The 24,791-nt window shown below is 58.0% G+C and carries 24 protein-coding genes; 6 read left to right on the forward strand and 18 right to left on the reverse strand.

From position 1 onward, the window contains the following. Positions 1–35: 35 nt before the first annotated feature. From ACZ9XP_RS16970 to ACZ9XP_RS16980, 3 genes are all read right to left on the reverse strand, one after another. Positions 36–602: a cytochrome c oxidase subunit 3 gene (locus ACZ9XP_RS16970; RefSeq protein ID WP_147683168.1), complete on the reverse strand. Its 567-nt coding sequence runs from the start codon at positions 600–602 to the stop codon at positions 36–38. Positions 603–802: 200 nt separating this feature from the next. Beyond that, positions 803–2,233: a cbb3-type cytochrome c oxidase subunit I gene (locus tag ACZ9XP_RS16975; protein ID WP_147683166.1), complete on the reverse strand. Its 1,431-nt coding sequence runs from the start codon at positions 2,231–2,233 to the stop codon at positions 803–805. A gap of 65 nt (positions 2,234–2,298) precedes the next feature. Next, on the reverse strand, positions 2,299–2,724 hold the full coding sequence (locus ACZ9XP_RS16980; RefSeq protein WP_017507113.1) for a c-type cytochrome: 426 nt from the start codon (positions 2,722–2,724) through the stop codon (positions 2,299–2,301). 144 nt (positions 2,725–2,868) lie between these two features. On the opposite strand from ACZ9XP_RS16980, the gene cobA reads away from it, so the two are divergent. Beyond that, positions 2,869–3,672 carry a uroporphyrinogen-III C-methyltransferase gene (gene cobA / locus ACZ9XP_RS16985; RefSeq protein ID WP_017507112.1) on the forward strand — a complete coding sequence of 268 codons (804 nt, stop codon included), beginning with the start codon at positions 2,869–2,871 and terminating at the stop codon, positions 3,670–3,672. Between the two features lie 46 nt (positions 3,673–3,718). On the opposite strand, the gene ACZ9XP_RS16990 is transcribed toward cobA, so the two are convergent. Continuing rightward, positions 3,719–3,937: a DUF2249 domain-containing protein gene (locus ACZ9XP_RS16990; RefSeq protein ID WP_147683164.1), complete on the reverse strand. Its 219-nt coding sequence runs from the start codon at positions 3,935–3,937 to the stop codon at positions 3,719–3,721. Between the two features lie 233 nt (positions 3,938–4,170). Here ACZ9XP_RS16990 and ACZ9XP_RS16995 point away from each other — a divergent pair, with 233 nt between their 5' ends. From ACZ9XP_RS16995 to ACZ9XP_RS17015, 5 genes are all read left to right on the forward strand, one after another. Next, entirely contained in the window at positions 4,171–4,566 is a 396-nt protein-coding gene (locus ACZ9XP_RS16995; RefSeq protein WP_147683162.1) for a ribonucleotide reductase subunit alpha, read from the forward strand. A 21-nt stretch (positions 4,567–4,587) separates the two neighbouring features. Beyond that, the gene (gene moaA, locus ACZ9XP_RS17000; RefSeq protein WP_026107644.1) at positions 4,588–5,562 is read left to right on the forward strand and encodes a GTP 3',8-cyclase MoaA; all 975 of its coding nucleotides are present in this window, start codon (positions 4,588–4,590) and stop codon (positions 5,560–5,562) included. Positions 5,563–5,564: 2 nt separating this feature from the next. Then, the gene (locus tag ACZ9XP_RS17005) at positions 5,565–6,215 is read left to right on the forward strand and encodes a carbonic anhydrase (protein WP_147683160.1); all 651 of its coding nucleotides are present in this window, start codon (positions 5,565–5,567) and stop codon (positions 6,213–6,215) included. A 102-nt stretch (positions 6,216–6,317) separates the two neighbouring features. Beyond that, entirely contained in the window at positions 6,318–8,201 is a 1,884-nt protein-coding gene (locus tag ACZ9XP_RS17010) for a type IV pili methyl-accepting chemotaxis transducer N-terminal domain-containing protein (RefSeq protein ID WP_465188853.1), read from the forward strand. Next, positions 8,198–8,851, forward strand: coding sequence for a response regulator (locus ACZ9XP_RS17015; RefSeq protein WP_017507106.1), 654 nt, complete (start codon positions 8,198–8,200; stop codon positions 8,849–8,851). Before ACZ9XP_RS17010 ends, ACZ9XP_RS17015 begins: the two co-directional genes overlap by 4 nt. A 113-nt stretch (positions 8,852–8,964) precedes the next feature. Here ACZ9XP_RS17015 and ACZ9XP_RS17020 read toward each other — a convergent pair whose 3' ends face one another. The 14 genes from ACZ9XP_RS17020 to ACZ9XP_RS17085 form a co-directional block, all read right to left on the reverse strand. After that, positions 8,965–10,218: an NnrS family protein gene (locus ACZ9XP_RS17020; protein WP_147683156.1), complete on the reverse strand. Its 1,254-nt coding sequence runs from the start codon at positions 10,216–10,218 to the stop codon at positions 8,965–8,967. Positions 10,219–10,221: 3 nt separating this feature from the next. Further along, positions 10,222–10,545 (reverse strand): DUF2249 domain-containing protein, encoded by a 324-nt coding sequence (locus tag ACZ9XP_RS17025; RefSeq protein ID WP_017507104.1) that lies wholly within the window; start codon positions 10,543–10,545, stop codon positions 10,222–10,224. Positions 10,546–10,624: 79 nt separating this feature from the next. Further along, positions 10,625–11,116 carry a cyclic pyranopterin monophosphate synthase MoaC gene (moaC, locus tag ACZ9XP_RS17030; RefSeq protein WP_017507103.1) on the reverse strand — a complete coding sequence of 164 codons (492 nt, stop codon included), beginning with the start codon at positions 11,114–11,116 and terminating at the stop codon, positions 10,625–10,627. Further along, positions 11,113–12,318 carry a molybdopterin molybdotransferase MoeA gene (locus ACZ9XP_RS17035; protein ID WP_147683238.1) on the reverse strand — a complete coding sequence of 402 codons (1,206 nt, stop codon included), beginning with the start codon at positions 12,316–12,318 and terminating at the stop codon, positions 11,113–11,115. The genes moaC and ACZ9XP_RS17035 overlap by 4 nt, the downstream gene beginning before the upstream one ends. Before the next feature lie 86 nt (positions 12,319–12,404). Beyond that, on the reverse strand, positions 12,405–13,091 hold the full coding sequence (gene narI / locus ACZ9XP_RS17040) for a respiratory nitrate reductase subunit gamma (protein ID WP_147683153.1): 687 nt from the start codon (positions 13,089–13,091) through the stop codon (positions 12,405–12,407). Positions 13,092–13,139: 48 nt separating this feature from the next. After that, the gene (narJ, locus tag ACZ9XP_RS17045) at positions 13,140–13,796 is read right to left on the reverse strand and encodes a nitrate reductase molybdenum cofactor assembly chaperone (protein WP_147683151.1); all 657 of its coding nucleotides are present in this window, start codon (positions 13,794–13,796) and stop codon (positions 13,140–13,142) included. Further along, complete coding sequence (gene narH / locus ACZ9XP_RS17050; protein ID WP_017507099.1) at positions 13,793–15,349, reverse strand: nitrate reductase subunit beta; 1,557 nt, start codon at positions 15,347–15,349, stop codon at positions 13,793–13,795. The genes narJ and narH overlap by 4 nt, the downstream gene beginning before the upstream one ends. 72 nt (positions 15,350–15,421) lie before the next feature. Then, entirely contained in the window at positions 15,422–19,108 is a 3,687-nt protein-coding gene (locus ACZ9XP_RS17055; RefSeq protein WP_147683149.1) for a nitrate reductase subunit alpha, read from the reverse strand. Between the two features lie 299 nt (positions 19,109–19,407). Continuing rightward, the gene (locus ACZ9XP_RS17060) at positions 19,408–20,790 is read right to left on the reverse strand and encodes a NarK family nitrate/nitrite MFS transporter (protein ID WP_147683147.1); all 1,383 of its coding nucleotides are present in this window, start codon (positions 20,788–20,790) and stop codon (positions 19,408–19,410) included. A gap of 63 nt (positions 20,791–20,853) precedes the next feature. Then, complete coding sequence (locus ACZ9XP_RS17065) at positions 20,854–22,089, reverse strand: MFS transporter (RefSeq protein WP_147683145.1); 1,236 nt, start codon at positions 22,087–22,089, stop codon at positions 20,854–20,856. Positions 22,090–22,442: 353 nt separating this feature from the next. Beyond that, complete coding sequence (locus ACZ9XP_RS17070) at positions 22,443–22,901, reverse strand: molybdenum cofactor biosynthesis protein MoaE (protein WP_147683143.1); 459 nt, start codon at positions 22,899–22,901, stop codon at positions 22,443–22,445. A gap of 1 nt (position 22,902) precedes the next feature. Continuing rightward, positions 22,903–23,157, reverse strand: coding sequence for a MoaD/ThiS family protein (locus tag ACZ9XP_RS17075; RefSeq protein ID WP_017507094.1), 255 nt, complete (start codon positions 23,155–23,157; stop codon positions 22,903–22,905). Beyond that, positions 23,154–23,654 (reverse strand): molybdopterin-guanine dinucleotide biosynthesis protein B, encoded by a 501-nt coding sequence (gene mobB, locus ACZ9XP_RS17080; protein WP_038296597.1) that lies wholly within the window; start codon positions 23,652–23,654, stop codon positions 23,154–23,156. Before mobB ends, ACZ9XP_RS17075 begins: the two co-directional genes overlap by 4 nt. 536 nt (positions 23,655–24,190) lie before the next feature. After that, positions 24,191–24,791: methyl-accepting chemotaxis protein (locus ACZ9XP_RS17085; protein ID WP_465188854.1), on the reverse strand; the 601-nt coding region annotated here is incomplete at its 5' end.

The following is a 24,791-nucleotide window of genomic DNA, read 5'->3' on the forward strand; positions in this document are numbered from 1 at the left end:
TGCCTTGATGCGCAATAAGAAAACGCTGCCCGCCCCTAGCGGGCGGTGTACAGCAGGGCGAACAGCACCAACCACACCAGGTCTACCATGTGCCAGTAGGCGGCAGCGGTTTCCACGCCGTCATGGTTGGCCGCGTAGGCACCCTGCCCGGCACGCCACCACACCGCCGTGACGATCACCATGCCCAGCAGCACGTGCAGGTAATGAAAGCCCGCCAGCGACAGGTAGAACATCCAGAAGCTGTTACTGGACAAGTTGATGCCGGCAGCAAACAGCGCCCCCAGCTCGTGGCCTTTCAGCAGCACGAAGCCGCTGCCGCACAGCAGGCAGGCCAGCAGCCAGCGTCGCCCGGCCCGCCCCCGCCCGGCTGCGTAAGCACGGCAGGCATTGAACACGGCGGCGCTGCCGCTGAGCAGCAAGGCGGTATTGGCCAGCGCCCACCCCAGCGGTAGCCCGGCCTGCTGGCGGGCAAACAGTAGTGGCTGCTGCCAGCGGGCGTAAGCGCAGGCGGCAAACAGCAGGCCGAACACGGCCAGCTCCGCCAGAATGAAAAACCACATGGCCAGGTCGCCGGGTACCCGGCGCGGCATGGCGTGGGACATATCACCTCCGCAAAAAACACGCTGCCCGGCGCATGCCAGAACGCACGCGGGCAGACAGGGGTTGCAGGGAGAAAAAACGCAAGACGGTGGCGCCGCAGACAGCGGTAAGCGGCCAAAAAGGGCGCAGATCTGCGCCCCTTCAGGTTCAAGCCCGGCACTTCCAGCGCCGCAGATGGCGTGCCGGCAGCCCGGTGCCCGGCTTAGCGGGCTTCGTCCTTGCCGACGAAGAAACTGATGATGTACAGCAGCAGGCCGATGAAGAACACGACGCCGGCCCCTTCACGCAGCCAGTAGAAGAACGCCAGTTTGTCCTGAGTGGCCATGAACGACAGCGGGGTATCGCCCATGCGCTGCATCCACACTTGCAGGATGCCGGCGGCGGTGAGGAACAGCGTGATGAACACCATGGCGATGGTCATCAGCCAGAACGACCACATTTCCACCACCTGGGCGCGATTGCTGTTGGCCTCGCGCCCGCGCATCAGCGGCATGGCGTAGGAGATCATGGTCATTACCACCATGGCGTAGGCACCGTAGAAAGCCATGTGACCGTGACTGGCCGTAATCTGCGTGCCGTGGGTCAGGTAGTTCACCGGCGCCAGCGTGTGCAAGAAGCCCCACACGCCCGCCCCCAGGAAGGACATCACGCCGGTACCCAGCGCCCACAGCACGGCGGCCTTGTTGGGGTGCTCGCGGCGACGCTTGTTCACCATATTGAAGGCGAACAGGGTCATCATAAAGAACGGAATCGGCTCCAGTGCCGAGAAGGCCGACCCCCACACCTGCCAGTAAGCCGGCGTACCGATCCAGAAATAGTGGTGGCCGGTACCGATGATACCGGTAATCAGCGTCATGGCAATGATCACGTACAGCCATTTTTCGATCACTTCACGGTCCACGCCAGTCACTTTCACCAGTACGAAGGCCAGCATGGCACCCATGATCAGTTCCCACACGCCTTCCACCCACAAGTGCACCACCCACCACCAGAAGTACTTGTCCAGCACCAGGTTATGCGGGTTGTAGAACGAGAACAGGAAGAAAATCGCCAGCCCCCACAGCCCCAGCATCATCACCATGCTGATACTGGTCTTGCGGCCTTTCAGTACCGTCATGCTGAGGTTGAACAGGAAGGACAGCGCCACCAGCACGATGCCGATCTTGGTAATGGTGGGCTGCTCCAGGAATTCCCGCCCCATGGTGGGCAGCAGATCGTTGCCCGTCATCTGCGCCAGCGTGGCATAGGGCACCGCCAGGTAGCCGACGATGGTCAGCGCCCCCGCTACCAGGAATACCCAGAACGTGGCGATGGCCAGTTTGGGGCTGTGCAGCTCGCGTTCCGACTCTTCTGGAATCAGGTAATAACCGGCGCCCATGAAGCCGAACAGCAGCCACACGATCAGCAGGTTGGTGTGCACCATGCGCGCAACATTGAACGGAATGGCCGGAAACAGAAAGTCGCCGATCACGTACTGCAGGCCCATCACCAGGCCAAAAATGATCTGGCCGACAAACAGGCCGATGGCGGCCGTGAAATATGGCTTGGCCACCGCCTGCGAGCGGTACTTGAGCTGGACGTTGGCCGCAGACGGCGTGGTTTGCCGACCTGCTGCCGAAGCAAGGGATGTCATGTGTTTCTCCCGTTAAGGTAAAGGGCTGGATACGTTGGCCGCACCCGCTGGTACGGCGGACTGGTCTAGCCTTCGATGTTCGGCGGCCAGTTATTGGTGTTGATCTGGCTGCTGTACTTCAGGAATGCCACCAGGTCGTCGATCTGGGCATCGGTCAGATGGAAATTGGGCATCTGGCGACGGCCTGGTGCGCCAGTGGGCTGCGCCTTGATCCAGGCCTTGATGAACTCCGGCCCGCGACGCTGGTAGACGTTGCCCAGCTCCGGCGCAAAGTAGGCGCCCTCGCCCAGCAAGGTGTGGCAGCCGATACAGTTGTTCACCTCCCACAGGTTCTTGCCGCGCGCCACCTGTTCGGTGAGGTTGGCGCGGTTATCGCGCTTGGGCAGGGCCTGCACGGTGTCGAACGTCAGTGCGACAAACAACAGGAAGAAAAACACCGCCCCTCCGTAGAAAATGTTTCGTGCGGTTGACTTGGTAAAACTGGTGCTCATCGCAGCCTCCCATAATGTGTACCGGAACCCCGGCATTCAGGGCGGACTGTACGTTTCGGGGTATCCGGATAGCATTGATTCGAATCAACGATTTCCAGGCGCTGCCCTTCCTACACTGATGACCTCAACACCAGAGGAGCCGCCATGAACACCGCGCAACCGTTTTCCCACGCTACCCCGCTACAGGCCGGCGAAGTCAGCCTGGTGGGCGCAGGCCCCGGCGACCCGGACCTGCTGACCCTCAAAGCACTGCGCCGCCTGGCCGAGGCCGACGTGGTGCTGTACGACTTGCTGGTCAGCCCCGACATCCTGGCGCTGGCCAACCGCCAGGCCGAGCTGGTTTGCGTTGGCAAGCGTGCCAACCGACACACACTGCCACAGGCTGCCATACACCAGCTAATGGTGGATTACGCGCGCCAAGGCCGGCGAGTGGTCAGACTGAAGGGGGGAGATCCACTGCTCTTCGGCAGGGGCGGTGAAGAACTGACCGCACTAGCAGCAGAAGGCATACGCTGTGAAGTCGTGCCAGGTATCAGTGCAGCGCTGGGTGCAGCTGCAAGCTGCGGCATTCCACTTACCCATCGCGACTGCGCGCAAGGAGTAATATTGGTCACAGGCCACCGCCGTGAAGGTGAATTAGCACTGAACTGGACACAAAGAACCGACTGCAGAGAGACCATCGTGGTGTACATGGGGCTAGGTGAGGCGGCTGCTATCGCTGGCAACCTGATGGAGCATGGTCGGCTGCCTGGCACGCCTGTAGCAGTGATAGAAAACGCCACGACGCCGCAACAGCGGGTGTGCTGTACAACGCTTGCCGGCCTTGCCGATACCGTGCAACGCCAGCTAATTATACCTCCGGCGCTATTACTCATTGGAGAAGTGGTAAGACTCTACCCCTTGCTATCACCCTCTTTACCAGGAGTTAGCACTAGTCAGTCCAGCTAAACATCCTGAGATAAATGACTAAGGCGTATCCTCAACCCTTAAACACTCATCCGGGCAATTGCAGGGTCAATACGACACCACTAAAGTCAGGCAGCATTTGACTCTGCAGCTGTACCCCCTGCTCCGCCAGCAGAGATGCCAGTGGCCCTGGAAAATGAGGAAGCACATAAGCCAATTGCTTTCCAGGCTTCGCCTCATCGACCTCTGCTAAAATAATTTCCAGTGGCCCAGGTGGTGCTAAACCGCGCAAGTCACGTGGCATCATGCATCACCCAATCCATAAAAGAGCGCAGGAATAAAGCCTAGCAAATAGCATGGCAAAACACTCCGAATAAACGATGGCGGTAGTATCGCCGCCATCCAATACGGGCGGAATGATCCGTATCAAGGCTTTACTTACCCGCTACCTCTTTCGGCGTAGCCCCCCCCTGCTGATAGCGTATCGGCAAGGCCTCATCGTCGGCCTACACTGCGGTCAACTACCCTAGGAATACCGCCATGTCCGCTATTCACGATTTCAGTGGCCTGCTACAGGCTGCAAGTCAGCAAGCTGCACCGCAGCGTCTATTATTCGCCTTTTGCCAGCGCCGTCTGCATGACGACCATCAACCAGCTGAAGCTGAACGCTTTGCGGCCGGTGAAGGTGGCATTTTGCAACCCGTGCTTTGCGTCGATAAAATCCCTGCCGAGCTAACCGACTTTGCAACGCTGCAGCGTGATGCCGATGCTCTGGATCACCGCTGGGAGGTAGTGTTTGTCGCTGCGATCGATGACAGCGGTAGCGCCACAGCAGATGCACCCCTCAAACGCATGATCCAGACTATACAAACTGGCGGTGATATTGCGCGCTACCTTGCGTTTAACCGTGCGGGCCAGCCGCTTCGTTTCCTGTAACACCTACAGAAAGGATTCGTCATGCTGACCGACCGTTTTGGCCGCAGCGTGGACTACCTGCGCATTTCAGTAACCGATCGCTGTGATCTGCGCTGTACCTATTGCATACCTAAAGGCTTCAAAGGTTTCGAAGAGCCAGCTAACTGGCTAAGTTTTGATGAAATCAGCCGGGTAGTCGCTGCCTTTACACGCCTGGGCACACGCCGCTACCGTCTCACCGGCGGCGAACCCCTATTACGCCGCAACCTGCCGAATCTTGCTGCACAGCTAGCCTCGCTACCAGGTGTGGATGACTTGTCTCTCACCACTAATGGCACCCAACTGGTACAGCAAGCAGAAGCATTGCACGCTGCTGGCGTACAACGGCTGAATGTCAGTCTTGATTCTCTGCGCGAAGATTGTGTCCATGGCATTACCGGCAGTCACTGCTTGCAACAAGTACTTGATGGCCTACAAGCGGCACGCGAAGTAGGCTTTACCAGCATCAAGATCAATATGGTGCCGCTGGCCGGTATCAATGAAGATGATATCGAACCGATGGTGGCTTACTGCATGGCCCATGGTTTAATCCTGCGCTTGATTGAGGCCATGCCAATGGGGCACACCGGCCAGCAAACTCGCGGAGTGGTTCTGCAGCCGATACTGGATCGCCTACAACAACGCTTTGGCCTACGGCCCAGCTGCAAAACGCTAGGAGGGGGGCCCGCTCGCTACTGGGAAAGCGCAGATGGTGGCTTTACCTTGGGCTTGATTACCCCAATGTCACAGCACTTCTGTGCTAGCTGCAACCGTGTTCGGCTATCGGTAGACGGCACCTTGTACATGTGCCTGGGACAAGAGGAACGTTTTGAACTACGTCCATTGCTAAGAGAGGGCTGCAGTGATAGTGAACTTGACAATGCCATCCGCACTGCGATCGAGCTCAAACCACAACAACACACTTTCAACGAAGCACCTACCCGCATAGTACGCTTCATGTCGATGACCGGAGGCTAAGCATGGCACTCGATGATCCGCTGCTGCAGGGCTTTCGCCGCTTTCAGCAAGAGTACTTCTCTCCAGACAACCCCGTCTACGCCGGCCTATGCCAGGGCCAGCACCCTGCAACGCTAGTGATTGCTTGCTGTGACTCACGAGTTCACCCTCCTGCACTCATGGGCAGCCAACCCGGTGAAATGTTCGTCATACGCAATGTCGCTAACTTGGTACCGCCATACAGCCCGCACAATGAACACGCCAGCGTGGCGGCTGCGTTGGAATTCGCAGTACTTAGCCTGAAGGTTGGCCGCATCATTGTCATGGGACACTCAGGTTGTGGTGGGATCCAGGCCTTGCTCAAACGCAGTACACCACGCGATAGCGCCCTCACACGCTGGCTGGCTATAGCGGAACCAGCACGAGAACTAACTTACCGCCACCATGCAGGGGATAATGCCACCGTGCAAACTCGTCAATGCGAGCAGGCAGCCATCCTGGTATCACTGAACAACTTGCTGGGCTACCCGTGGTTGGCTGACCGCGTCAAGACGGGACAACTTATGCTGAATGGTTGGTACTTCGATATGCATGAAGGTGCACTTTGGGGTCTGGACGCTGAAAGCCACCGTTTCGTTCCACTAGTTTGCCCGCTTGAACGGGCAGACTGCTAACGCCTCCTCCTTTTGGCGGATTGCCGAAGCGATCAAAGCGCATTAAGGTGAAACCATCCCAAATCGCGCGCTCCCACTATGCACTTTTCCGCCCCCGAAGCCATGCGCAGTCTATCCGGCAAGCTGCTGGGACTCACCATTGTCTGGCTACTACTGGCCATGACATCTATTGGCTATACCCTTATTCTGTCCTGGAAACTTGAAGGAGGTGCTGCTGCCATTAATGATGCGGGCAGCCTGCGCATGCGTAGTTATCGTGTAGCGCTGATGGTCAGCGAAGGTGCCAGCTCAGCCAGCATCACCCATGAGGAAAAGCAGTTTGCAGACACCATGACACGGCTACAGCGCGGAGATCCTGCTCGACCATTATTCCTACCGGACAATGCTGCAGTGCGCCAGCAAGCCGTATTGATCTTGAAACAATGGCAATACCAGATTCTCCCCATGCTGGAGCAAGCAAAGCGCGGCCAGGTCACAGGTCCCACCATGCCGATACTAGATATCAGCGGATTTGTAGAACAAATAGACCGCCTAGTACGCCTAGTGGAAGAAGATAACGCCAAAAACACCACATTACTTCGGTTGTTTCAAATGGCCCTGATGGCGATGGCAATCATCGGCGCCATCACGATGATGTACCTTCTATTTCTGCTTATTATCCGTCCGTTAAATACCTTGGGCGAAGGGATAGTACAGCTACGTGACGGACAGCTGGCTACACGTGTGCCCGTAGTAGGGAACGATGAGCTGGCTGATATTTCGCACGGATTCAACCAGATGGCCAGCCGCTTGCAAGAGCTATACACCACACTGGAAGATAAAGTACGCGACAAAACCCGCTCCCTAGACGAAAAGAACCGTCAACTAACTGCACTTTACGGTATTACCGCTTACTTGCATGAAGCTCACGAATTGGCAGATATGGGCCGTGGTTTTATCGAGCAACTCATGAAACTCACCAGGGCTGATGCAGGCAGCATCCGACTCGTAGACAGTAAGCGAGGCCGATTGGAACCCCTAGCACAGTTGGGTTTACCTGTACCTTTGCAGCAAGAGAATGACTGCCAGCAAATTAACGGCTGCTACTGCGGCGATGCCGTAGCTCAGCCACAAGCCATCGTACGGCTCTTTCGCAAGCTACCTAGCGATGAAGAGAAGCATTGCCAACAAGCTGGTTTCTCAAGCGTAGCTATTTTCCACATTCGTGCCAAGCAGCAGAACGTTGGTATCTTTACCCTCTATTTCCGCCACGCCACACAGCTACCGCAGCATGAACAGTTTCTAATAGAGACCCTAGGAAATCACTTAGGTGTAGCCATAGAAAACCAACGTCTGGCCGCACGCGACCGCCAGTTTGCCGTATCAGAAGAGCGCAATCTAATGGCGCAAGGCTTGCATGACAGCATCGCGCAGTCACTATCATTTCTGAACTTGCAGGTACAAATGCTGGAAAGTGCCTTGCCTGCCTATCTCAGCCCTGAAGCACGTGAAAATCTAGCATTCATCCAAGCAGGTGTTCAAGAGTGCTACGAAGACGTGCGCGAGCTACTACTGAATTTCCGTACTCGCATTAGCAAGCAAGACTTTCTAGCTGCTGTAGACAGCCTGTTGCAGCGCTTTGAAACTCAGGCTCGCGTGCTGACACAATTCAACATCAGTGGTAACGGTCTCCCACTCACGCCAGATCAGCAACTACAGATGATCTTCATTCTGCAAGAAGCACTATCGAACGTACGCAAGCACGCACAAGCGCAGCGCGTAGATATACGTATAAGCAACGAAGACGACTTCGTCATGGAAATTGCTGATGATGGCTGTGGCTTCGATGACAAATTGATGGAAGCCCGTAAAGACCGTCATGTCGGACTCTCCATCATGCAGGAACGCGCGGCTCGCATCCATGCCAGCATTCAGTTCACCCCCCGGGCAGGCAACGGCACCATGGTGACAATTACCCTGCCCCGCACAGAAAGACAAGCCGCATGACCCCCCTCCTTCGTATACTGCTAGTCGATGATCACACCCTTTTCCGTAGCGGCCTCAAAGCCTTGCTTCAACGCCAAGCTGACTTGGAAGTAATCGGCGAAGCCGCAGATGGCCTGGAAGGTGTCAAAAAAGCAGAGCAACTCAAACCTGACATCGTTCTACTGGATTTGGACATGCCGGTCATGAACGGCCGCGATGCACTGGCACAGATGCTCGTTAGCCAACCCGAGTTAGCTGTGCTGATGCTGACCGTATCCGAAGACGGAGAAGACCTAGCCGAGTGTATGAAAACTGGCGCTCGGGGCTACCTGCTGAAGAATATTAATGCTGACTTCCTTCTGGACAGCATCCGTCGTGCAGTGGATGGCGATAGTGTGTTATCACCGGAAATGACAGCCAAGCTAGTAGCTCGACTACGTACACCAATACCTGTCGCACCACAAAGTGAGCTGGACAGCCTGACACCGCGTGAGCGCGAAACACTTAGCCACCTTGCTCGCGGTGGAAGCAACAAAGAAATTGCTCGCGCTCTAGACCTAGCCGAGAGCACAGTGAAAGTGCACGTGCAGAACATTCTGCGCAAGCTGGGCATCAGCAGCAGGGTACAAGCTGCTGTGTACGCAGTAGAGCACGGCCTGGAGAAGCTCTAGTCCGGATACCTTGGCAAGAATTACAGTATTCTTGTCTGTTTGTAGTGTCTCTTAAGTATTAAAAAAGCCACGCGCTTAACGCGTGGCTTTTTTGTGATAAGAGTACACAGGACTCAGTCAGCCTTACCATCCAACCGCGGCTGAAGGTACATGGGAATCACACGTACCGCCCAGACAAACAACACCGCCCACCAAGCAAGTGACGCAAATGCAAGCCAACCGGCGTGGTTACCAACTATCGCCAGAAAGACACGCCATAGAGCGATCAGGTACAACAGTACGTAAAGAACCACAAAGCCGCGGTCAGCCTGTAGTGGGCGTCCACTGTGGCCAAGACTGACTCGCGTGACAAACGCCATCAGCATGGTACCCGCAAAACCCAGCCCCAATGCATGCACTGGCGCAGACCCCACCGGCTGACCTAGTGCAGAAGCGGCTTGCAGCAACAGCGCAGGTACCAACCAAACGAAACTGAAATGCAACATGGCCAGCAGGCGGTTCTGCAAGCTGACGCGCAGGCCCCAGCGAGCACTAGTGTAGGCCAGGCTCCCAGCCATTAGCATAGCAAGCACCGCCTCCAACTTATGCCATCCGGCCAAGTTAGCCACCGCCAGCAATACGCAGCAGGCCAGCCAGCAGTGCAACAAATGCGCAGGCCGCCACGATTGATGAGTGGGTAAGACCGCCTGTGTGAAAAACGGTAGCATGCGATGCGAAACCGTCAGGAATACCGGCAGTAAAAAGCACCAAAACAAGCCCTGCCGAGCTGCTGCCCACCAGATGTCGTTGCCGCTGATCACCCAGCAGCAAGCGAACAGCATAGCACCTAACCCGCCAAGCATAGCCAGCAGTATGGCAACTCCATGAAGTCGATCAGTTATTTGGCTGCGATGGCAGATTGCCGCCCAGCGCCAGCAGCTACCAGCCCATTGGGCCACAATCAGCAGCAGCCCTGGCAACGGCCAGACACCGCCCAGCATGAAGCCGAGCAGCGCTAGCCAGATACCCACGAGGGCTAGCAGCGCCTGCAACAGATTTCCCCGCTTGGGCGTGCCATCGGCTACGCTCAGCCAACGCGGACCAGCGGTAAACACAAAACCCTGCATGAACAGAGGAAACACAGCCAGTGGTGTCAACAGCCCGTGCACCGGAACAGCCGCGTAGGCCTGTTGAGGTGCCAGTAGCCAGGTCAGCGCCCACCAGAGGCCTTGGCTGAGTACAGCCAGCACGCCCGCCAGAAAGAACGCTCGGTGAGGTACGCTATCAAGACGGGTACGTAAACTCAGCGGCGGTGCTGATGGCACCGCTTGCGGGCTGAGCCTGATGCGCCCAGAGGCAGCAGGCTGCACATTCAGGGTTGGCCGCATGTTTTAGCCCCCGCTACAACCGCAGCCACCACCCCCACCACCACAACTACCGACTGGCGGCGGCGTGGCGTCATCCTGGTCCGAACCGGCCGGGAAGACCGAGAAATCGAATACCACTTCACCAGGCTGCTGCGAAACAGCCACGATCTGCACCTGATCCTGGTAGCGCTGACGAATTTGCTGCAGCAGTGGCACAGGCTCGTGATCGTTGACGAAGCGCATAATTTCACCGCGATTCAGTTGCTCCAGCGCACCAAATATGGCGGCATGACGAAAACGCTTGGCGACGCCACGTGCGTCGAATAAATGTACGGTTAGGTCTTGCATATTTGCTATCCACAGGGTTGAACTTGCTTAGCATGTTACGGGGAGCAGAGTCATACTTCCTTGAGACAGGATAAGGATTTCAGCTCGGCAAGGCGGTCTCGGCTTGCCAGTGCCCGCTGTGTCCCCCTTGCTTTTCCAACAGTCGTATGCCACCGATCCGCATACCTCGATCGATAGCTTTCAGCATGTCGTACACCGTGAGCAAGCCGGCCATCACCGCGGTCAGCGCTTCCATTTCCACACCGGTGCGGCCAACAGTCTCAGCCGTCACCACCAAACTCAGACGGCACGCCGTATCGTTATAGCGAAAGGTTACAGCAACATGAGTCAACGCCAGCGGATGACAAAGGGGAACAAGGTCAGCAGTACGCTTGCTGCCCTGAATAGCCGCTAGGCGGGCGATGCCCAGCACATCGCCCTTCTTACTGTTGCCGGCCTGCAGTACAGCGTATGTGTCGGCATGCATGTCGATATGACCGCAGGCCACCGCCGTGCGGCGGGTTTCTGCCTTATGGCCAACATCCACCATATGGGCTTGGCCGCTAGCATCGAAATGAGTAAGATTGCTCATACGCCTGCACCCCAGCCGTATACTGGCAGTAAGGTACCTGGCTCTACCACTTGCCCAGGCTGCAGCCGCGCTAGCCCGTCTGACCATACGCAGGACGACAGCACTGCCGAGCCCTGTTGTGGGTAGGCATGCAACACGTGGCTGGTGCCATCTGGTACCACGCGTACCCGCAAGAACTCCTCCCGCCGCGGGTCTGGCCTTGGCCAGTGAAAGCTGGCTGGCAACCAACCCTGCGGCTGCCAGCGAGGTAGCACCTCGCCTTGACGGGCACGCAGAAAGTCTCTCACAAGCACGATAAAGCCCACCCAGGCAGCCACTGGATTACCGGGCAAACCGATAAAGTCAGCCTGCCCTACGCGCCCAAATGCCAGCGGCTTGCCCGGCTTGATCGCGACTCGCCACTGCTGTAGCTCGCCTTCGGCGCAAACCGCCGCCTTGACGTGATCTTCCTCGCCAACCGATACACCGCCACAGGTCATTACCACATCGGCAACCTGGCCAGCATCGCGCAACAGTTGCCGCGTGTCGGCCAGTCGATCCGGCACAATACCCAAATCCAGCACCTCACAACCCAACGCCCGCAGGGCAGGCACCAGCCAGTAGCGATTAGCGTTATAGATGTGCCCAGGCAAAGCAGGTCTCCCCGGTTCTTGCAGTTCGTCACCAGTAAAAAACACAGCCACACGCAACTGCGTGTAGACCAGCAATGAGGCCACGCCCACAGATGCGGCCAAACCCAGATGAGCCGGTTTAAGGCGTAGACCACCGGCCAGTACGCTGCTGCCGTCGGTGATATCCTCGCCACGGCGGCGGATATTCAGCCCGGACCTCACCACGTCGTCAAACATCACACGTCCATCGGGTAGCGTGCTGGTGTGCTCCTGCATCACCACGGCATCGGCACCTTCGGGCAGCATTGCGCCAGTAAAAATGCGTGCCACACTAGCTGGCAATAATGGTGAAGGCAGACTGCCGGCGGGCAGACGCTGGCTAACCTCGAAAGCCACGCCTGGTTTTAGTTCGCTGCTTCGCACGGCGTAGCCATCCATAGCACTATTATCGTGCGGGGGCACATCCAAACGTGCCACTAAAGGCCGGGCTAGCACTCGATGAGCAATATCCAAAAGGGGTAGGGTTTCGCTCTGGGCCGGCGCACGGGCGCAAGCCAACAGCGCATCGCGGGTGGCATCCACGCTTTGCATACTTGTCTTTCTTGTGAAGTCATTAAAAACGACGCCGGCACAAGCCGGCGTCGTTAGCGCAGCAACCAGCAAAAGCCGGTGCTGGTTTAGCGGCGAGGACGCACCAGCTGCCAGCTGCGACCCAGGTAGCCAACGGCACCAAAGCCGCTCCAAACGTGCACGAGACGGGTAAACGGGAAAATCACGAACAAGCTCATTCCCATGAACAGATGGGCCTTGAACACTGGCGAGGCGTCAGCGATGAAACTGGCCGCATCACCACGGAAGGTCACCACGTGTTGCGCCCAGGTCATCAACAGCACCATTTCGTGACCGTCCATGTGCTGGGCGGAGACGGCGATGGTGGACAGGCCCAGTAGCAGCGTGGCCAGAATCCACAGCAGTACCAACTTGTCGCGCCAGGTGGTGTTGGCAGCCAGGCGATCGTTACCCAAACGGCGTGCCAGTAGAATAAGCACACCAATCAGGCACAACGTACCCATAATGCCGCCAGCAGTCATGGCAAAAGCTTGCTTGAAACTGTGAGTCACACTCAGTGCATCCCATACCGCTACTGGGGTCAGCAGGCCCACTGCATGGCCGAAGAACAGACCAATGATGCCGACGTGGAACAGGATGTTGCCCAGGCGCAAGCTGCCACGGTGCAGTAGCTGGCTGGATTCGCTTTTCCAGCTGTACTGTTCGCGTTCGAAGCGCACCAAGCTACCCAGCAGGAAGATCGCCAGCGCGATATACGGGTAGATCCCGAAAACGAATTGATGCAGATAGTCCATTGTTTTCTCCTTGCTGTGGCCAACCTTAACGACTGGCCACATGCGTGGTTAACGGGTAGCAGCGTGGCCCTTAGGATAAAAGTTGACTGTGGCCACAGACGGCATAGCTGGCTTCAGTAGAGGCTCCACACCGTCGACTCCGGGGCCAAAGGTTTCCAGAGCCTCGTCCATGTCGCGGACCGGCGGTACCGTCAACGGCTCGGGGGCCACTGGCGACAACCACACCAGCGCATCCAGCACCCCGGCGTAAGCCGAGCCGCTATCTGCCAGTTTCTTGGACACGTGGGCCAGCACATGTACGGCATCACCCAGTAAACGAGCAGCTTCGTCAGCCTCGCACAGCGAAATGAACTCAAGGAATAGCGGCACATAATCAGGCAGCTCAGCAGCTACTGGCTCAAAGCCATGCCGACGATACTCATCAATTAAGTCCACCATGGCTTGGCCACGGGCACGATCTTCGCCATGAATGTGCTCGAACAGGTGCAGCGAATGACTGGGGTTGCGGTCGAATAGCTGTACATAGTCTTGCTGCAACTCTATCAAGTCCCCTTCTGATAACCTTGTCAGTAACGGCTGGACACCACGTAATACATCCGGCTCCACGGCAAGTGTGTTGGCCAATTCTGGAATAGCTGCTTGTAATTCAGCCTCCGGGTACACCAGCAATGTGCTCAGTGCACGGTAAACAATGCTTGGTGTCATGACTTACTCCCGGTGTTGGCTTTGCGATCGCGCCGCATATCGTGGAACACAATAGGCGTGGCCTTCTTCTTGCCAAATAAGCTAGATTCAGATGATCCGCCAGAGCAGCCATTACCAAAGGTGAAGCCGCAGCTGGCCTTGTCATCAAAGGTGTTTTCCACCATTTCCTTATGGCTGGACGGGATAACGAAGCGGTCTTCGTAGTTGGCGATGGCCATCACCTGGTACATTTCTTCGACTTGAAGAGGTTTTAGGTGCGTGCCTTTCAACGTGGTCTCATCCACTTGCTTATGGATACTCTTGGCGCGCATGTAGCGGCGCATGGCGACCATGGTCTCCAGCGCTCTCACCACCGGCTCTTCCTTGCCGGCAGTCAGCAAATTGGCCAGATAACGAATCGGGATACGCAGGTCTTTCACGTCTGGGATGATGCCGTTTTCGCCGATCAAACCGTTTTCCATAGCACTCTGGATGGGAGATAGCGGCGGGATATACCACACCATCGGCAGCGTGCGGTATTCCGGATGCAGTGGAAATGCCACTTTCCATTCCATGGCCATCTTGTACACCGGTGACTTTTGCGCTGCGGTGAGCCAGGCTTCCGGAATGCCCTGCTTGCGAGCCTCTTCCTGCACAGTGCTGGAGTGCGGGTCCAGGAACACACCCAGTTGCGCCTCGTACAGGCTCTTCGGGTCTTCCACACTGGCGGCGGCTTCGATCTTGTCTGCGTCGTACAGCAGCACACCCAGGTAGCGAATGCGGCCAACGCAGGTTTCCGAACACACAGTAGGCTGGCCGGCCTCAATGCGCGGGTAGCAGAAGATGCACTTCTCGGCCTTGCCGGTGGTCCAGTTGTAGTAAATTTTCTTGTACGGGCAGCCAGACACACACATGCGCCAACCACGGCACTTGTCCTGGTCGATCAGTACAATACCATCGTCTTCACGTTTGTAGATGGAGCCAGACGGGCAGCTGGCCACGCAGGCCGGGTTCAGGCAGTGCTCGCACAGGCGCGGCAGGTACATCATGAAAGTGTTCTCGAAGGCCGAGTACATTTCCTTCTGGATGCCCTCGAACAAGGCGTCCTTGCTGCGCTTGCTGAATTCGCCACCCAGGTCGTCTTCCCAGTTCGGGCCCCATTCGATCTTGTCCATCTTCTTGCCAGTCAGCACCGATACCGGACGGGCGGTAGGCGGCGTGATCATTTCCGGCGCGTTCTGCAGGTGCTCGTAGTCGTAGGTAAACGGCTCGTAATACTCGTCGATGGCCGGTAAGTTGGGGTTAGCAAAAATATTGGCCAGAATCTTCAGCCGGCCGCCCTGACGCGGCTCCAGCTTGCCATTAGCTTTGCGTACCCAGCCGCCCTGCCACTTATCCTGGTTTTCCCAGTCCTTGGGATAGCCGATGCCGGGCTTGGTTTCCACGTTGTTGAACCAGGCGTACTCGATACCGTCGCGGCTGGTCCACACGTTTTTGCAGGTTACCGAACAGGTATGGCAACCGATGCACTTGTCGAGGTTGAGCACCATACCGATTTGGGCACGGATTTTCATGTGAAAAACTCCTTGTCTTGTGACGCTAGCAGGCTGCGGCCTGCTAGCGTCACGTATCCAGTCTGAGACGGCTTACTCGGCCAGTGGACGATCCATCCAGTCCACGTTCTTCATCTTGCGTATCACCACGAACTCGTCGCGGTTTGCGCCCACGGTGCCGTAGTAGTTAAAGCCCCAGGCCAGCTGTGCGTAGCCGCCGATCATGTGCGTGGGCTTGGTCACTGTTCGTGTCACCGAGTTGTGGATGCCACCGCGCTTACCGCTGATTTCGGCACCAGGCACGTTCACGATCTTTTCCTGGGCGTGGTACATCAGGCTCATGCCTTCTGGCACGCGCTGCGATACCACGGCGCGGGCAGTGAGCGTGCCGTTTACGTTGAATACCTCGATCCAGTCGTTGTCCACGATGCCGGCCTTCTTGGCGTCAATCTCGGAGATCCACACGTGTGGGCCGCCACGGCTTAGGGTGAGCATGCGCAGGTTGTCGGAGTAAGTACTGTGGATACCCCACTTCTGGTGCGGCGTAATCCAGTTCAGTACGATTTCGCTGTTGCCATTGGGCTTCTTGCCCAAGATGGCAGCCGTGGTTTTCAGGTCCACGTGCGGGCGGTACACGCACAGGCCTTCGCCGAAGGCGCGCATCCACTGGTGATCCTGATAAAACTGCTGGCGGCCGGTGAGCGTGCGCCATGGGATCAGTTCATGTACGTTGGTGTAGCCAGCGTTGTAGCTCACCTCCTCGCTTTCCAGACCGGACCAGGTTGGCGAACTGATGATCTTGCGCGGCTGGGCCTGTACGTCACGGAAGCGGATGCTGTCGTGCTCGCGCGGCAAGGCCAGGTGAGTGTGATCACGGCCGGTTACCTTGGACAGCGCATCCCAGGCTTTTACCGCCACGTGGCCATTGGTTTCCGGAGCCAGTGTCAGGATCATCTCGGCAGCGTCGATAGCGCTATCCAGACGCGGCTGGCCGTCGGCCACCCCGCCCTGCACCGTCTTGTTGAGGCCGCGCAATACATCTACTTCGTGCGCAGTTTTCCAACCGATACCCTTGCCGCCGTTACCCACTTTTTCCAGCAAGGGGCCAATAGCGGTAAACTTGTCATAAATCTTGCGATAGTCGCGCTCAACCACCGTCATTTTGGGCATGGTTTTGCCAGGCACTGGTTCGCACTCGCCTTTTTTCCAGTCGCGCGGGTCGAACGGCTGGCCTAGCTCTTCTGGCGTATCGTGCATTAGCGGGGTCAGTACCAGATCCTTACGGGTACCCAGGTAGTCACCACCAACGTTAGTGAGCGCCTTGGCAAAACCCTTGTAGATCTCCCAGTCGCTGCGAGCTTGCCACAACGGCTGCACGGCCTCGGACAGCGGGTGGATGAAGGGATGCATGTCGGAAGTGTTCAGGTCATCCTTCTCATACCACGTAGCCGTCGGTAGCACGATGTCGCCATACAGGCAAGTGGTGGACATGCGGAAGTCCAGCACAACCAACAGGTCGAGTTTACCTTCGGCTGCCGGTCGCACGTTGATTTCGGTAGGCTTGATGCAGCCTTCCTCGCCATTCATTACCGCGTTTTGAGTACCCAGCAGGTATTTGAGGAAATACTCGTGGCCCTTGCCAGAGCTACCCAGGATGTTGGAACGCCACACGAACATGTTACGCGGGAAGTTTTTCGGGTTGTCCGGGTCGTTACAGCTCATATCCAACTTGCCAGATTTCAGCTGCGACACGGCGTAGGCCACCGGGTCTTGCCCTGCGGCTTCAGCGTCGCGCACCACGTCAAGCGGGTTGGTGGTGAGCTGTGGTGCAGACGGCAGCCAGCCCATGCGCTCGGCCTTGGCGTTGTAGTCGATCAGCGCCATATTGCCCATTTTGCCATCGGCAGTAGGAGCCAAGATTTCACCAACACCCAGTTTCTCGTGACGCCACTGGCTGGTATGGGCATAGAAGAAGCTAGTGCCATTCATCTGGCGCGATGGGCGTACCCAGTCAGAGGCAAAAGCCAGCGGTGCCCATCCTGTCTGCGGGCGCAACTTCTCCTGGCCCACATAGTGGCACCAGCCACCACCACTCTGACCGATACAACCACACATCATCAGCATGTTGATGATGCCGCGGTAGGTCATATCCATGTGATACCAATGGTTCAGCGCGGCGCCGACGATTACCATCGAGCGGCCATGTGTCTCGTCGGCATTACGAGCAAATTCCCGAGCCACCTGGATCACCATCTCTGGTTTTACGCCGGTATGCTTTTGCTGCCAAGCCGGGGTGTAGGGCACGTCGTCCATATAGTCGCGCGCCACGTTGCCGCCGCCCAGACCACGGTCGATACCGTAGTTGGCCGCCATCAAGTCGAACACAGTGGCCACCAGCGCGTCGCTACCGTCGGCCAGACGAACCCGTTTTACCGGGACGTTACGCTCCAACAGCTCGTCATGCTCGCTGCCGAAGTATGGGAAGCCCACACCCACCACGGCGTCACGCTGGTCGATCAGAGACAGGCGGGCCTTGATGTCGCGGCCATTGCCGGCACCGTCTTTTTCTTCCAGATTCCACTTGCCGCTTTGGCCCCAACGGAAGCCCACCGAACCATTGGGCGCTACCAGCTCGCCGCTAAGCTCGTCCAGCACCAGGGTTTTCCATTCGGGGTTGTTGTCCTGGCCCAGGTTGTCCACCAGGTTGGATGCACGCAGGAAGTAGTCCGGCACATAGCGACCATCCTGAGCTTTCAGCGTCACCAGCATCGGCATGTCGGTGTACTGGCGTATGTAGCCGGTAAAGTAGTCGGATGGCTTATCGAGGTGAAATTCTTTGAAGATAACGTGGCCCATAGCCATGGCCAATGCCGCGTCGGTACCCTGCTTCGGTGCGAGCCAAATATCGCCAAACTTAGCCATTTCGCCAAAGTCGGACGAGACGGCCACCGTTTTGGTGCCCTTGTAGCGCACTTCGGTATAAAAGTGGGCATCCGGGGTACGCGTCATCGGAATGTTGGAGCCCCACACCATCAGGTAGTTACTGTTATACCAATCTGCCGATTCGGCTACGTCAGTCTGTTCGCCCCAAATTTGCGGGCTGGCTGGCGGCAAGTCGCAGTACCAGTCATAAAACGATAGCGGCACCCCCCCGATCAGGCTTAGGTAACGGCTGCCCGCGGCATAGCTCACCATCGACATCGCTGGAATGGGTGAAAAGCCTACAACGCGGTCAGGACCATAGTTTTTGATGGTGAACGCGTTTGCTGCCGCAATTATTTCGTTTACTTCGTCCCAGCTAGCACGAACAAAGCCACCCTGGCCACGTTTACTCTTATATTGATTGGCAGTTTCAGGATTCTGGCTAATGAGCTGCCAGGCATCAATAGCACCCATCTTCTGCCTGGCCTCTCGCCACATCCTCATCAGACGGCCACGTACCATGGGGTACTTCACACGCTGTGCCGAGTAAACATACCAGCTGTACGACGCACCACGCGGACAGCCGCGCGGCTCGTGGTTAGGTAGATCCGGCCGCGTGCGCGGGTAGTCTGTCTGCTGGGTTTCCCAGGTAATCAGCCCGTTCTTCACGTAAACCTTCCAGCTGCAAGAGCCGGTACAGTTTACGCCATGGGTGGAGCGCACAATTTTGTCGTGCTGCCAGCGCTGCCGGTAACCGTCTTCCCACTTACGATCTTCGTTTACTACTGCGCCGTGGCCATCAGCAAAGGTGGACCTTACCTTGCCAAGAAAATTTAGTCTGTCGAGAAAGTGGCTCATTTTGCCTCCGTGTGTTTGCCGCCGCTGCGGCCTGCTTAGGTTGGCCGCAAGCGGTATGCGGATACCCCGATTCACGCTGCCAAGCTTAGGCGCCGGCCAGCGCGCATCCCATTCCCCACTGGTGGCAAACCGGCGCGGCAGAGGGAGGAGCCACCCCTACTCCCAAAGGCGTAGTCGTGCGCCACACCGGCAGCGCACGCTACATCGTCCGGCGTAGTGGCCAACCCATAAAAAAAGGCGCCCCAAAGGGCGCCAAAGACGAAGCAGTGCGTCGCACCGCTTGGAGAAGACGTTTCAGCTCAGCACGGAATCTCCGCGCCTTTGCGGGCGTAGAACCACCAGTTCACCAGCACGCAGGTCACGTAGAAGGCGATGAAGGCGTACAGCGCGGCCTCCACGCCACCGGTCAGCGCAATCGACGTGCCGTAGCTTTTGGGGATGAAGAAACCGCCGTAGGCCCCGATGGCACCGGAAAAGCCCAGCACCGCAGCCGCCTCCTTAGTTGCATCGGCCACTGCCTGCTTTTGTGCTGATTCGCTACGACCTGCCATACGTTTGTGTAGTGTCAGAAAGATGGCTGGCACTTGCATAAAGGTGGAACCATTACCAATACCCGTCAGCGCAAACAGACAAAGGAACATCGCAAAGAAACCCTGGAAATTACCACCCTGGCCAGCGTGAGGTAGGAAACCGATTACAGCAAATACAGCCGCGATCATCAGTAAAAATACCACCTGAGTCACGCGAGCGCCGCCGATCTTGTCGGCCAACCAGCCGCCAATCGGACGTGCCAACGCCCCCACCAGCGGGCCGAAGAACACGTATTTGGTGGGGTCGATATCGGGGAACTGGCCTTTGACTAGCAACGGGAAGCCCGCCGAGAAACCGATAAAGGAACCAAAAGTACCGATATACAGCCAGCACATCAGCCAGTTGTGCTTGCGCTTGAAGATCACCGCCTGATCGGCAAACGACGCTTTGGCCGAGGCAAGGTCATTCATGCCGAACCAGGCCGCCAGCGTGGACAGCACAATAAACGGCACCCACACGAAGCCAGCGTTCTGCAGCCACATCTGCTTGCTGGCCGCACCTTTTACCCAGGTTTGCGGCTCGCCGCCAAAGCTGCCGAACAGGCCCATGGTGATGACGATAGGCACCACGAACTGCACCACCGACACACCCAGGTTGCCCAGGCCGGCGTTCAGGCCCAGCGCGGTGCCTTTTTCGGCTTTCGGGAAAAAGAAGCTGATATTGGACATTGACGAGCTGAAGTTGCCGCCGCCAAAACCGCACAGCAGCGCCAGGATCAGCATGGTGACGTAGCTGGTGGAGGTGTCCTGCACCGCAAAGCCGATGCCGATGGCCGGGATCAGTAGGCTGGCGGTGGAGATGGCGGTCCACTTGCGGCCACCGAAAATCGGCACCATGAAGCTGTAGAAAATGCGCAGCGTGGCGCCAGACAGCGCCGGCAGCGCGGCCAGCCAGAACAGCTGGTTCTGCGTGTAGTTGAAGCCGATATTCGGCATGTTCAGCACCGCCACGCTCCACACCTGCCAGATGATGAAGGCCAGTGTCAGCGCCGGAATCGACAGCCACAGGTTGCGGCGCGCCACCGGCTTGCCTTGTTGTTGCCAGAACGCCGGGTTTTCCGGCTCCCAGCGATGAAGGACGTGTTCAGACATGATTCGCTCCCTTGTCGGGGCGGCCCCTGCCGCCCCGGTATGTTGACCGAGAAAACAGGTGCCCTAGCGCTTGGCGGCGGCCAGCGCCACCGGCTTGAACGAGAAGTGCATCCACACCAGGCTGACGCAGACAGTGCCGTACAACAGCATGAAGGAGCTGGAACGCACGCCGGTCAGGTCCACCAGCAGGCCGAACAGGATGGGCAGCAAGAAGCCGCCCAGGCCGCCGGCCAGGCCCACCACGCCGGACACGGCGCCGATGTTGTCGGGGAATTCGTCGGCAATGAACTTGAATACCGACGCCTTGCCGATGGCCATCGCCACCCCCACGCCAAACAGCAGCAATGTGAACCAGGTGGCATTCAGGCCGATATCGAAGCCCTGCGGGCCGTTGACGGTCTGGATGATGAAGTGGGTTTGCGGGTAGGACAGGATGAAGAACGCCACCCAGCACGCCCACATCACCCCCCAGGTGACCTTGTAGGCGCCGTAACGGTCGGACAGCCAGCCGCCCAGTGCGCGCAGCACGCCCCCCGGCAGCGAGAAACAGGCCGCCAGAAACGCCGCGTGCTTGATGTCAAAGCCGTACTCGGCCACGTAGTACTTGGTCATCCACAGCGCCAGCGCCACGTAGCCACCGAACACCACCGAGTAGTACTGGCAGTAACGCAGCACTGCCGGGTTTTTCATCAGCGCCAGTTGCTGGCCCAGGCTGACCTTGCTGGACACCAGGTGCTGCGGGTCGTGGTGCGAGAACACCCAGAACAGGATGGCCGTCACCAGCATGATGGCCGCGTACACGGTAGGCACCATCTGCCAGCCGGCCGCCGCGATGATGCCGGGCGCCACCAGCTTGGTCAGCGACGAACCGGCATTGCCGGCACCGAACACGCCCATCGCCATGCCTTGCTGATCCTTGCGGAACCAGCGCGCCACGTACGGGGTACCCACCGAGAACGACCCGCCCGCCAAGCCGACAAACAGCCCGATGGCCAGGAAGTGCCAGTACTGGGTAGCAAACTGCATGGCGTAGATGGGCACCACGCAGGCCAGCATCAGCACGAACAGCACGATGCGGCCGCCGAAACGGTCGGTCCAGATGCCCAGCGGCACACGGATCAGCGAGCCGGACAATACCGGCGTGGCGGCCAGAATGCCGAACTGGGTTTCACTCAGGCCCAGCTGCTGCTTGATCGGAATGCCGAGCACGGCAAACATCATCCAGATCATGAAACAGACGGTGAAGGCCACGGTGCTACTGGCGAGCACCGCGTATTGCTTGTAAGCGCGGGAAGACATGGTGCGTTACCTGTACGGAAGAGTCAGGGGCATGCTATGCCCCGTCAACTTGTACGGGTATTGGCCGGAGGAGGAAGCCCGCCCCTGCCGATGGCCTAGCCGGCAACGCAGCGAATGGCGTGTGGCCTACGCCGGAAGGATTAGTGATGTGCGGCGATCAGCGCGCAAACGGTGCAGTACCAGGCTGGCCCGGGCGTGATGATGCGGGGGTACCGGGCAACGCTGGCACGGGCCAAGGCCGCCAGGCTGCGGCACGGTTGGCCGCATGCGTTGCCGGCCAGGTGCCCGCGCAGGGTTCGCGGTATGGGAAGCGTTCGGGCGTTACACCGACGGCGTGGCGCCCAAGCCGTGGCTCAGGCCCAGCGCGCGGCGGCGTCGCCGTCGCTGGCCTTGGCGTCCACCCAGCGCTGGCTGCCGTCGGCAAAGTGTTCGCGCTTCCAGAACGGCGCTTCGGTTTTCAGGTAGTCCATCAGGAAGGCCGCGCCGGCGAACGCCGCCGCGCGGTGGCCGGACGCCACCAGCACCAGCACGATGCCCTCGCCTGGCGCCAGGCTGCCCACGCGGTGAATGACCCGCACCGCCGTCAGCGGCCAACGTGCGGCGGCGTCCTCGGCGATGCGGCAGATTTCGGCTTCGGTCACACCCGGGTAGTGCTCCAGGAACAGTGCCGTCAGCGGGATGGCGGCGTCGTGACCGCGCACCATGCCTTGGAACGCCACCAGCGCGCCGGCATCGCCAGCTTGCGCACGCAGCATCGCTTCTTCGGCGCCCAGGTCAAACGGCGCGGTCTGTATGGTGATATCGCAATGCATGTCAGCCCCCCGTTACCGGCGGCAGAATGCCGACTTCGGCACCGACGGGGATGTCGGCGTCACCGCGCACGATCTGTTGGTTGACGACCAGGCGGAACACCTGGCCCTCAGCCAGCGCGCCGGCCCACGCCTCACCACGACTGCGCAGTTGCGCCAGCAACTGGCTGGTGCTACCACCAGCCCAGTCCAGGTTTTCGTCGGCACGACCGACGGCGTCTTTGAGGCGACCAAAGTACAGGATGCGGATGCTACTCATGCTTGTTGCTCCCACCAGCGCAGCACAAAGGCGGCAATGGCATCGATATCGTTGAGGTCGAGTTGTGGCACTGCCAGTGCCGGCAAGGTAGCGTCGCTAGCTACCGCCAGAATGTCTGGATCGTCCGGTTGCAGCAAGGGCTTACCCAGCGCCGAGCGGTGTACCTCCAGCTTAGGCACCGCTAGCCACTTCTGCCCTTCCAAAATCACCAGGTCTACCGGGTGCAGCCGTGCCAGTTGTGCTGCCAAGTCTAAGGGCGCTGACAGGTTTTCATAGACGGCTAGGCCGCGTTCACCCAGCAGCATTACCTGTGCCGCACCGGCTGCTCGGTGGCGGTAGCTATCCTTGCCTGGGGTGTCGAAATCCACCGCATGGTGGCTGTGCTTAACCACGGACACGCGCAAACCGGTTGCGGTCAAGCAGGGTAACAACTGCTCCAGCAGCGTGGTCTTGCCACTTCCGGACCAACCCGCCAACACAAGAAGTGGTGTAGCCATATCACACATCTGCACGCTAAATGACCTAATCTGCTATTTCAGAATCAGCAGCACTACGCAACAGCCAGACTAAATATCTTCGCGACGTATCGTTCTGCTAACTCCGGATTGATCTACATTACGACAGCAACACTGACTCGCCGCTGCGTACCCCTTGAGCCCGGAAAGAATATCAGGAAGTACATTCAACACCTCTGACCTAGAGTGCGTAGACCAGCTAGATCTTTAGACCTAAATCGGCGTATCCGGCACTCCCTGAGTAGTTAAAGCTAGACAGACCAGATCTAACCAGCGCAGCTGCCTGCATAAATGAGATACCTAGTGTCTTGGTACAAGCTTGCTTGATCTGAGAGCATCAAGCCACTATCCGCCACACCCAATCTCTTTGTCATGAAAAATCATCAGCACACGCCAGAGACAACGACCACACACCATCTCCAACGACAAGACAGACACAACCGGCAAACAGCACGATGCTATATAAAAGCAAAAGCGCACTACGGACAGTGCGCTTTTGCTCATTTAATAGCTAGGAACTAGCTGGATGTATGCTTAAAGCGGTCAACGTAACCAACCAGGGTAGTGGCAGTCTGCTTGAGCTGACTGGCCAGTTGGGCTGCCTCATCCACAATAGCGGCATTGTCCTCTGCCAGTGATGCAATACGGCTGACATTAACAGCTACCTCATTGCTGGCAGCCGACTGCTGCTGCATGGCGGCTGCAGTGTCCTGGCTCTTACTTGCGCTAAGATCAGCCTCTTGGTGAATACGCCCCAACTCGTCCAGACTGGCCTGCACCAGCTGTAGCCCTTCACTCATCTGACTATGTGCTTGCTGCATTCGGCTGGATGCATCATTCGTACCGGCTGTCATTGTCTCTATCAGACTGGCAATTTCCACGGTCTCCTTCCCAGTGCGCTCCGCTAGCTTGCGCACCTCATCAGCCACCACGGCAAAACCACGTCCCATCTCCCCTGCTCGTGCAGCCTCGATAGCAGCATTTAATGCAAGCAGGTTGGTCTGATCAGCAATCTCGCGTATGGCGGTAATAATGCGCCGGATATTTTGCGACTTCTCGGCCAAATCCTGTATGACCTGCCCCGCCCCCTCCACACTGCTAGCAGTCTGTGTCATCGCA

The sequence above is a fragment of the Vogesella perlucida genome (assembly GCF_979366545.1).

Excerpts from the sequence above, each read along its gene's own strand:
- ACZ9XP_RS17055 (WP_147683149.1), bottom strand. The coding sequence starts at position 19,108 with ATGAGCCACTTTCTCGACAGACTAAATTTTCTTGGCAAGGTAAGGTCC.
- ACZ9XP_RS17005 (WP_147683160.1), top strand. The coding sequence starts at position 5,565 with ATGGCACTCGATGATCCGCTGCTGCAGGGCTTTCGCCGCTTTCAGCAA.
- ACZ9XP_RS16990 (WP_147683164.1), bottom strand. The coding sequence starts at position 3,937 with ATGATGCCACGTGACTTGCGCGGTTTAGCACCACCTGGGCCACTGGAA.
- narI (WP_147683153.1), bottom strand. The coding sequence starts at position 13,091 with ATGGACTATCTGCATCAATTCGTTTTCGGGATCTACCCGTATATCGCG.
- ACZ9XP_RS17010 (WP_465188853.1), top strand. The coding sequence starts at position 6,318 with ATGCGCAGTCTATCCGGCAAGCTGCTGGGACTCACCATTGTCTGGCTA.
- ACZ9XP_RS16995 (WP_147683162.1), top strand. The coding sequence starts at position 4,171 with ATGTCCGCTATTCACGATTTCAGTGGCCTGCTACAGGCTGCAAGTCAG.
- mobB (WP_038296597.1), bottom strand. The coding sequence starts at position 23,654 with ATGGCTACACCACTTCTTGTGTTGGCGGGTTGGTCCGGAAGTGGCAAG.
- ACZ9XP_RS17070 (WP_147683143.1), bottom strand. The coding sequence starts at position 22,901 with ATGCATTGCGATATCACCATACAGACCGCGCCGTTTGACCTGGGCGCC.
- ACZ9XP_RS17015 (WP_017507106.1), top strand. The coding sequence starts at position 8,198 with ATGACCCCCCTCCTTCGTATACTGCTAGTCGATGATCACACCCTTTTC.
- ACZ9XP_RS17065 (WP_147683145.1), bottom strand. The coding sequence starts at position 22,089 with ATGTCTTCCCGCGCTTACAAGCAATACGCGGTGCTCGCCAGTAGCACC.
- ACZ9XP_RS16980 (WP_017507113.1), bottom strand. The coding sequence starts at position 2,724 with ATGAGCACCAGTTTTACCAAGTCAACCGCACGAAACATTTTCTACGGA.
- ACZ9XP_RS17025 (WP_017507104.1), bottom strand. The coding sequence starts at position 10,545 with ATGCAAGACCTAACCGTACATTTATTCGACGCACGTGGCGTCGCCAAG.
- ACZ9XP_RS16975 (WP_147683166.1), bottom strand. The coding sequence starts at position 2,233 with ATGACATCCCTTGCTTCGGCAGCAGGTCGGCAAACCACGCCGTCTGCG.
- cobA (WP_017507112.1), top strand. The coding sequence starts at position 2,869 with ATGAACACCGCGCAACCGTTTTCCCACGCTACCCCGCTACAGGCCGGC.
- ACZ9XP_RS17060 (WP_147683147.1), bottom strand. The coding sequence starts at position 20,790 with ATGTCTGAACACGTCCTTCATCGCTGGGAGCCGGAAAACCCGGCGTTC.
- narJ (WP_147683151.1), bottom strand. The coding sequence starts at position 13,796 with ATGACACCAAGCATTGTTTACCGTGCACTGAGCACATTGCTGGTGTAC.
- narH (WP_017507099.1), bottom strand. The coding sequence starts at position 15,349 with ATGAAAATCCGTGCCCAAATCGGTATGGTGCTCAACCTCGACAAGTGC.
- ACZ9XP_RS17020 (WP_147683156.1), bottom strand. The coding sequence starts at position 10,218 with ATGCGGCCAACCCTGAATGTGCAGCCTGCTGCCTCTGGGCGCATCAGG.
- moaA (WP_026107644.1), top strand. The coding sequence starts at position 4,588 with ATGCTGACCGACCGTTTTGGCCGCAGCGTGGACTACCTGCGCATTTCA.
- moaC (WP_017507103.1), bottom strand. The coding sequence starts at position 11,116 with ATGAGCAATCTTACTCATTTCGATGCTAGCGGCCAAGCCCATATGGTG.
- ACZ9XP_RS16970 (WP_147683168.1), bottom strand. The coding sequence starts at position 602 with ATGTCCCACGCCATGCCGCGCCGGGTACCCGGCGACCTGGCCATGTGG.
- ACZ9XP_RS17035 (WP_147683238.1), bottom strand. The coding sequence starts at position 12,318 with ATGCAAAGCGTGGATGCCACCCGCGATGCGCTGTTGGCTTGCGCCCGT.
- ACZ9XP_RS17075 (WP_017507094.1), bottom strand. The coding sequence starts at position 23,157 with ATGAGTAGCATCCGCATCCTGTACTTTGGTCGCCTCAAAGACGCCGTC.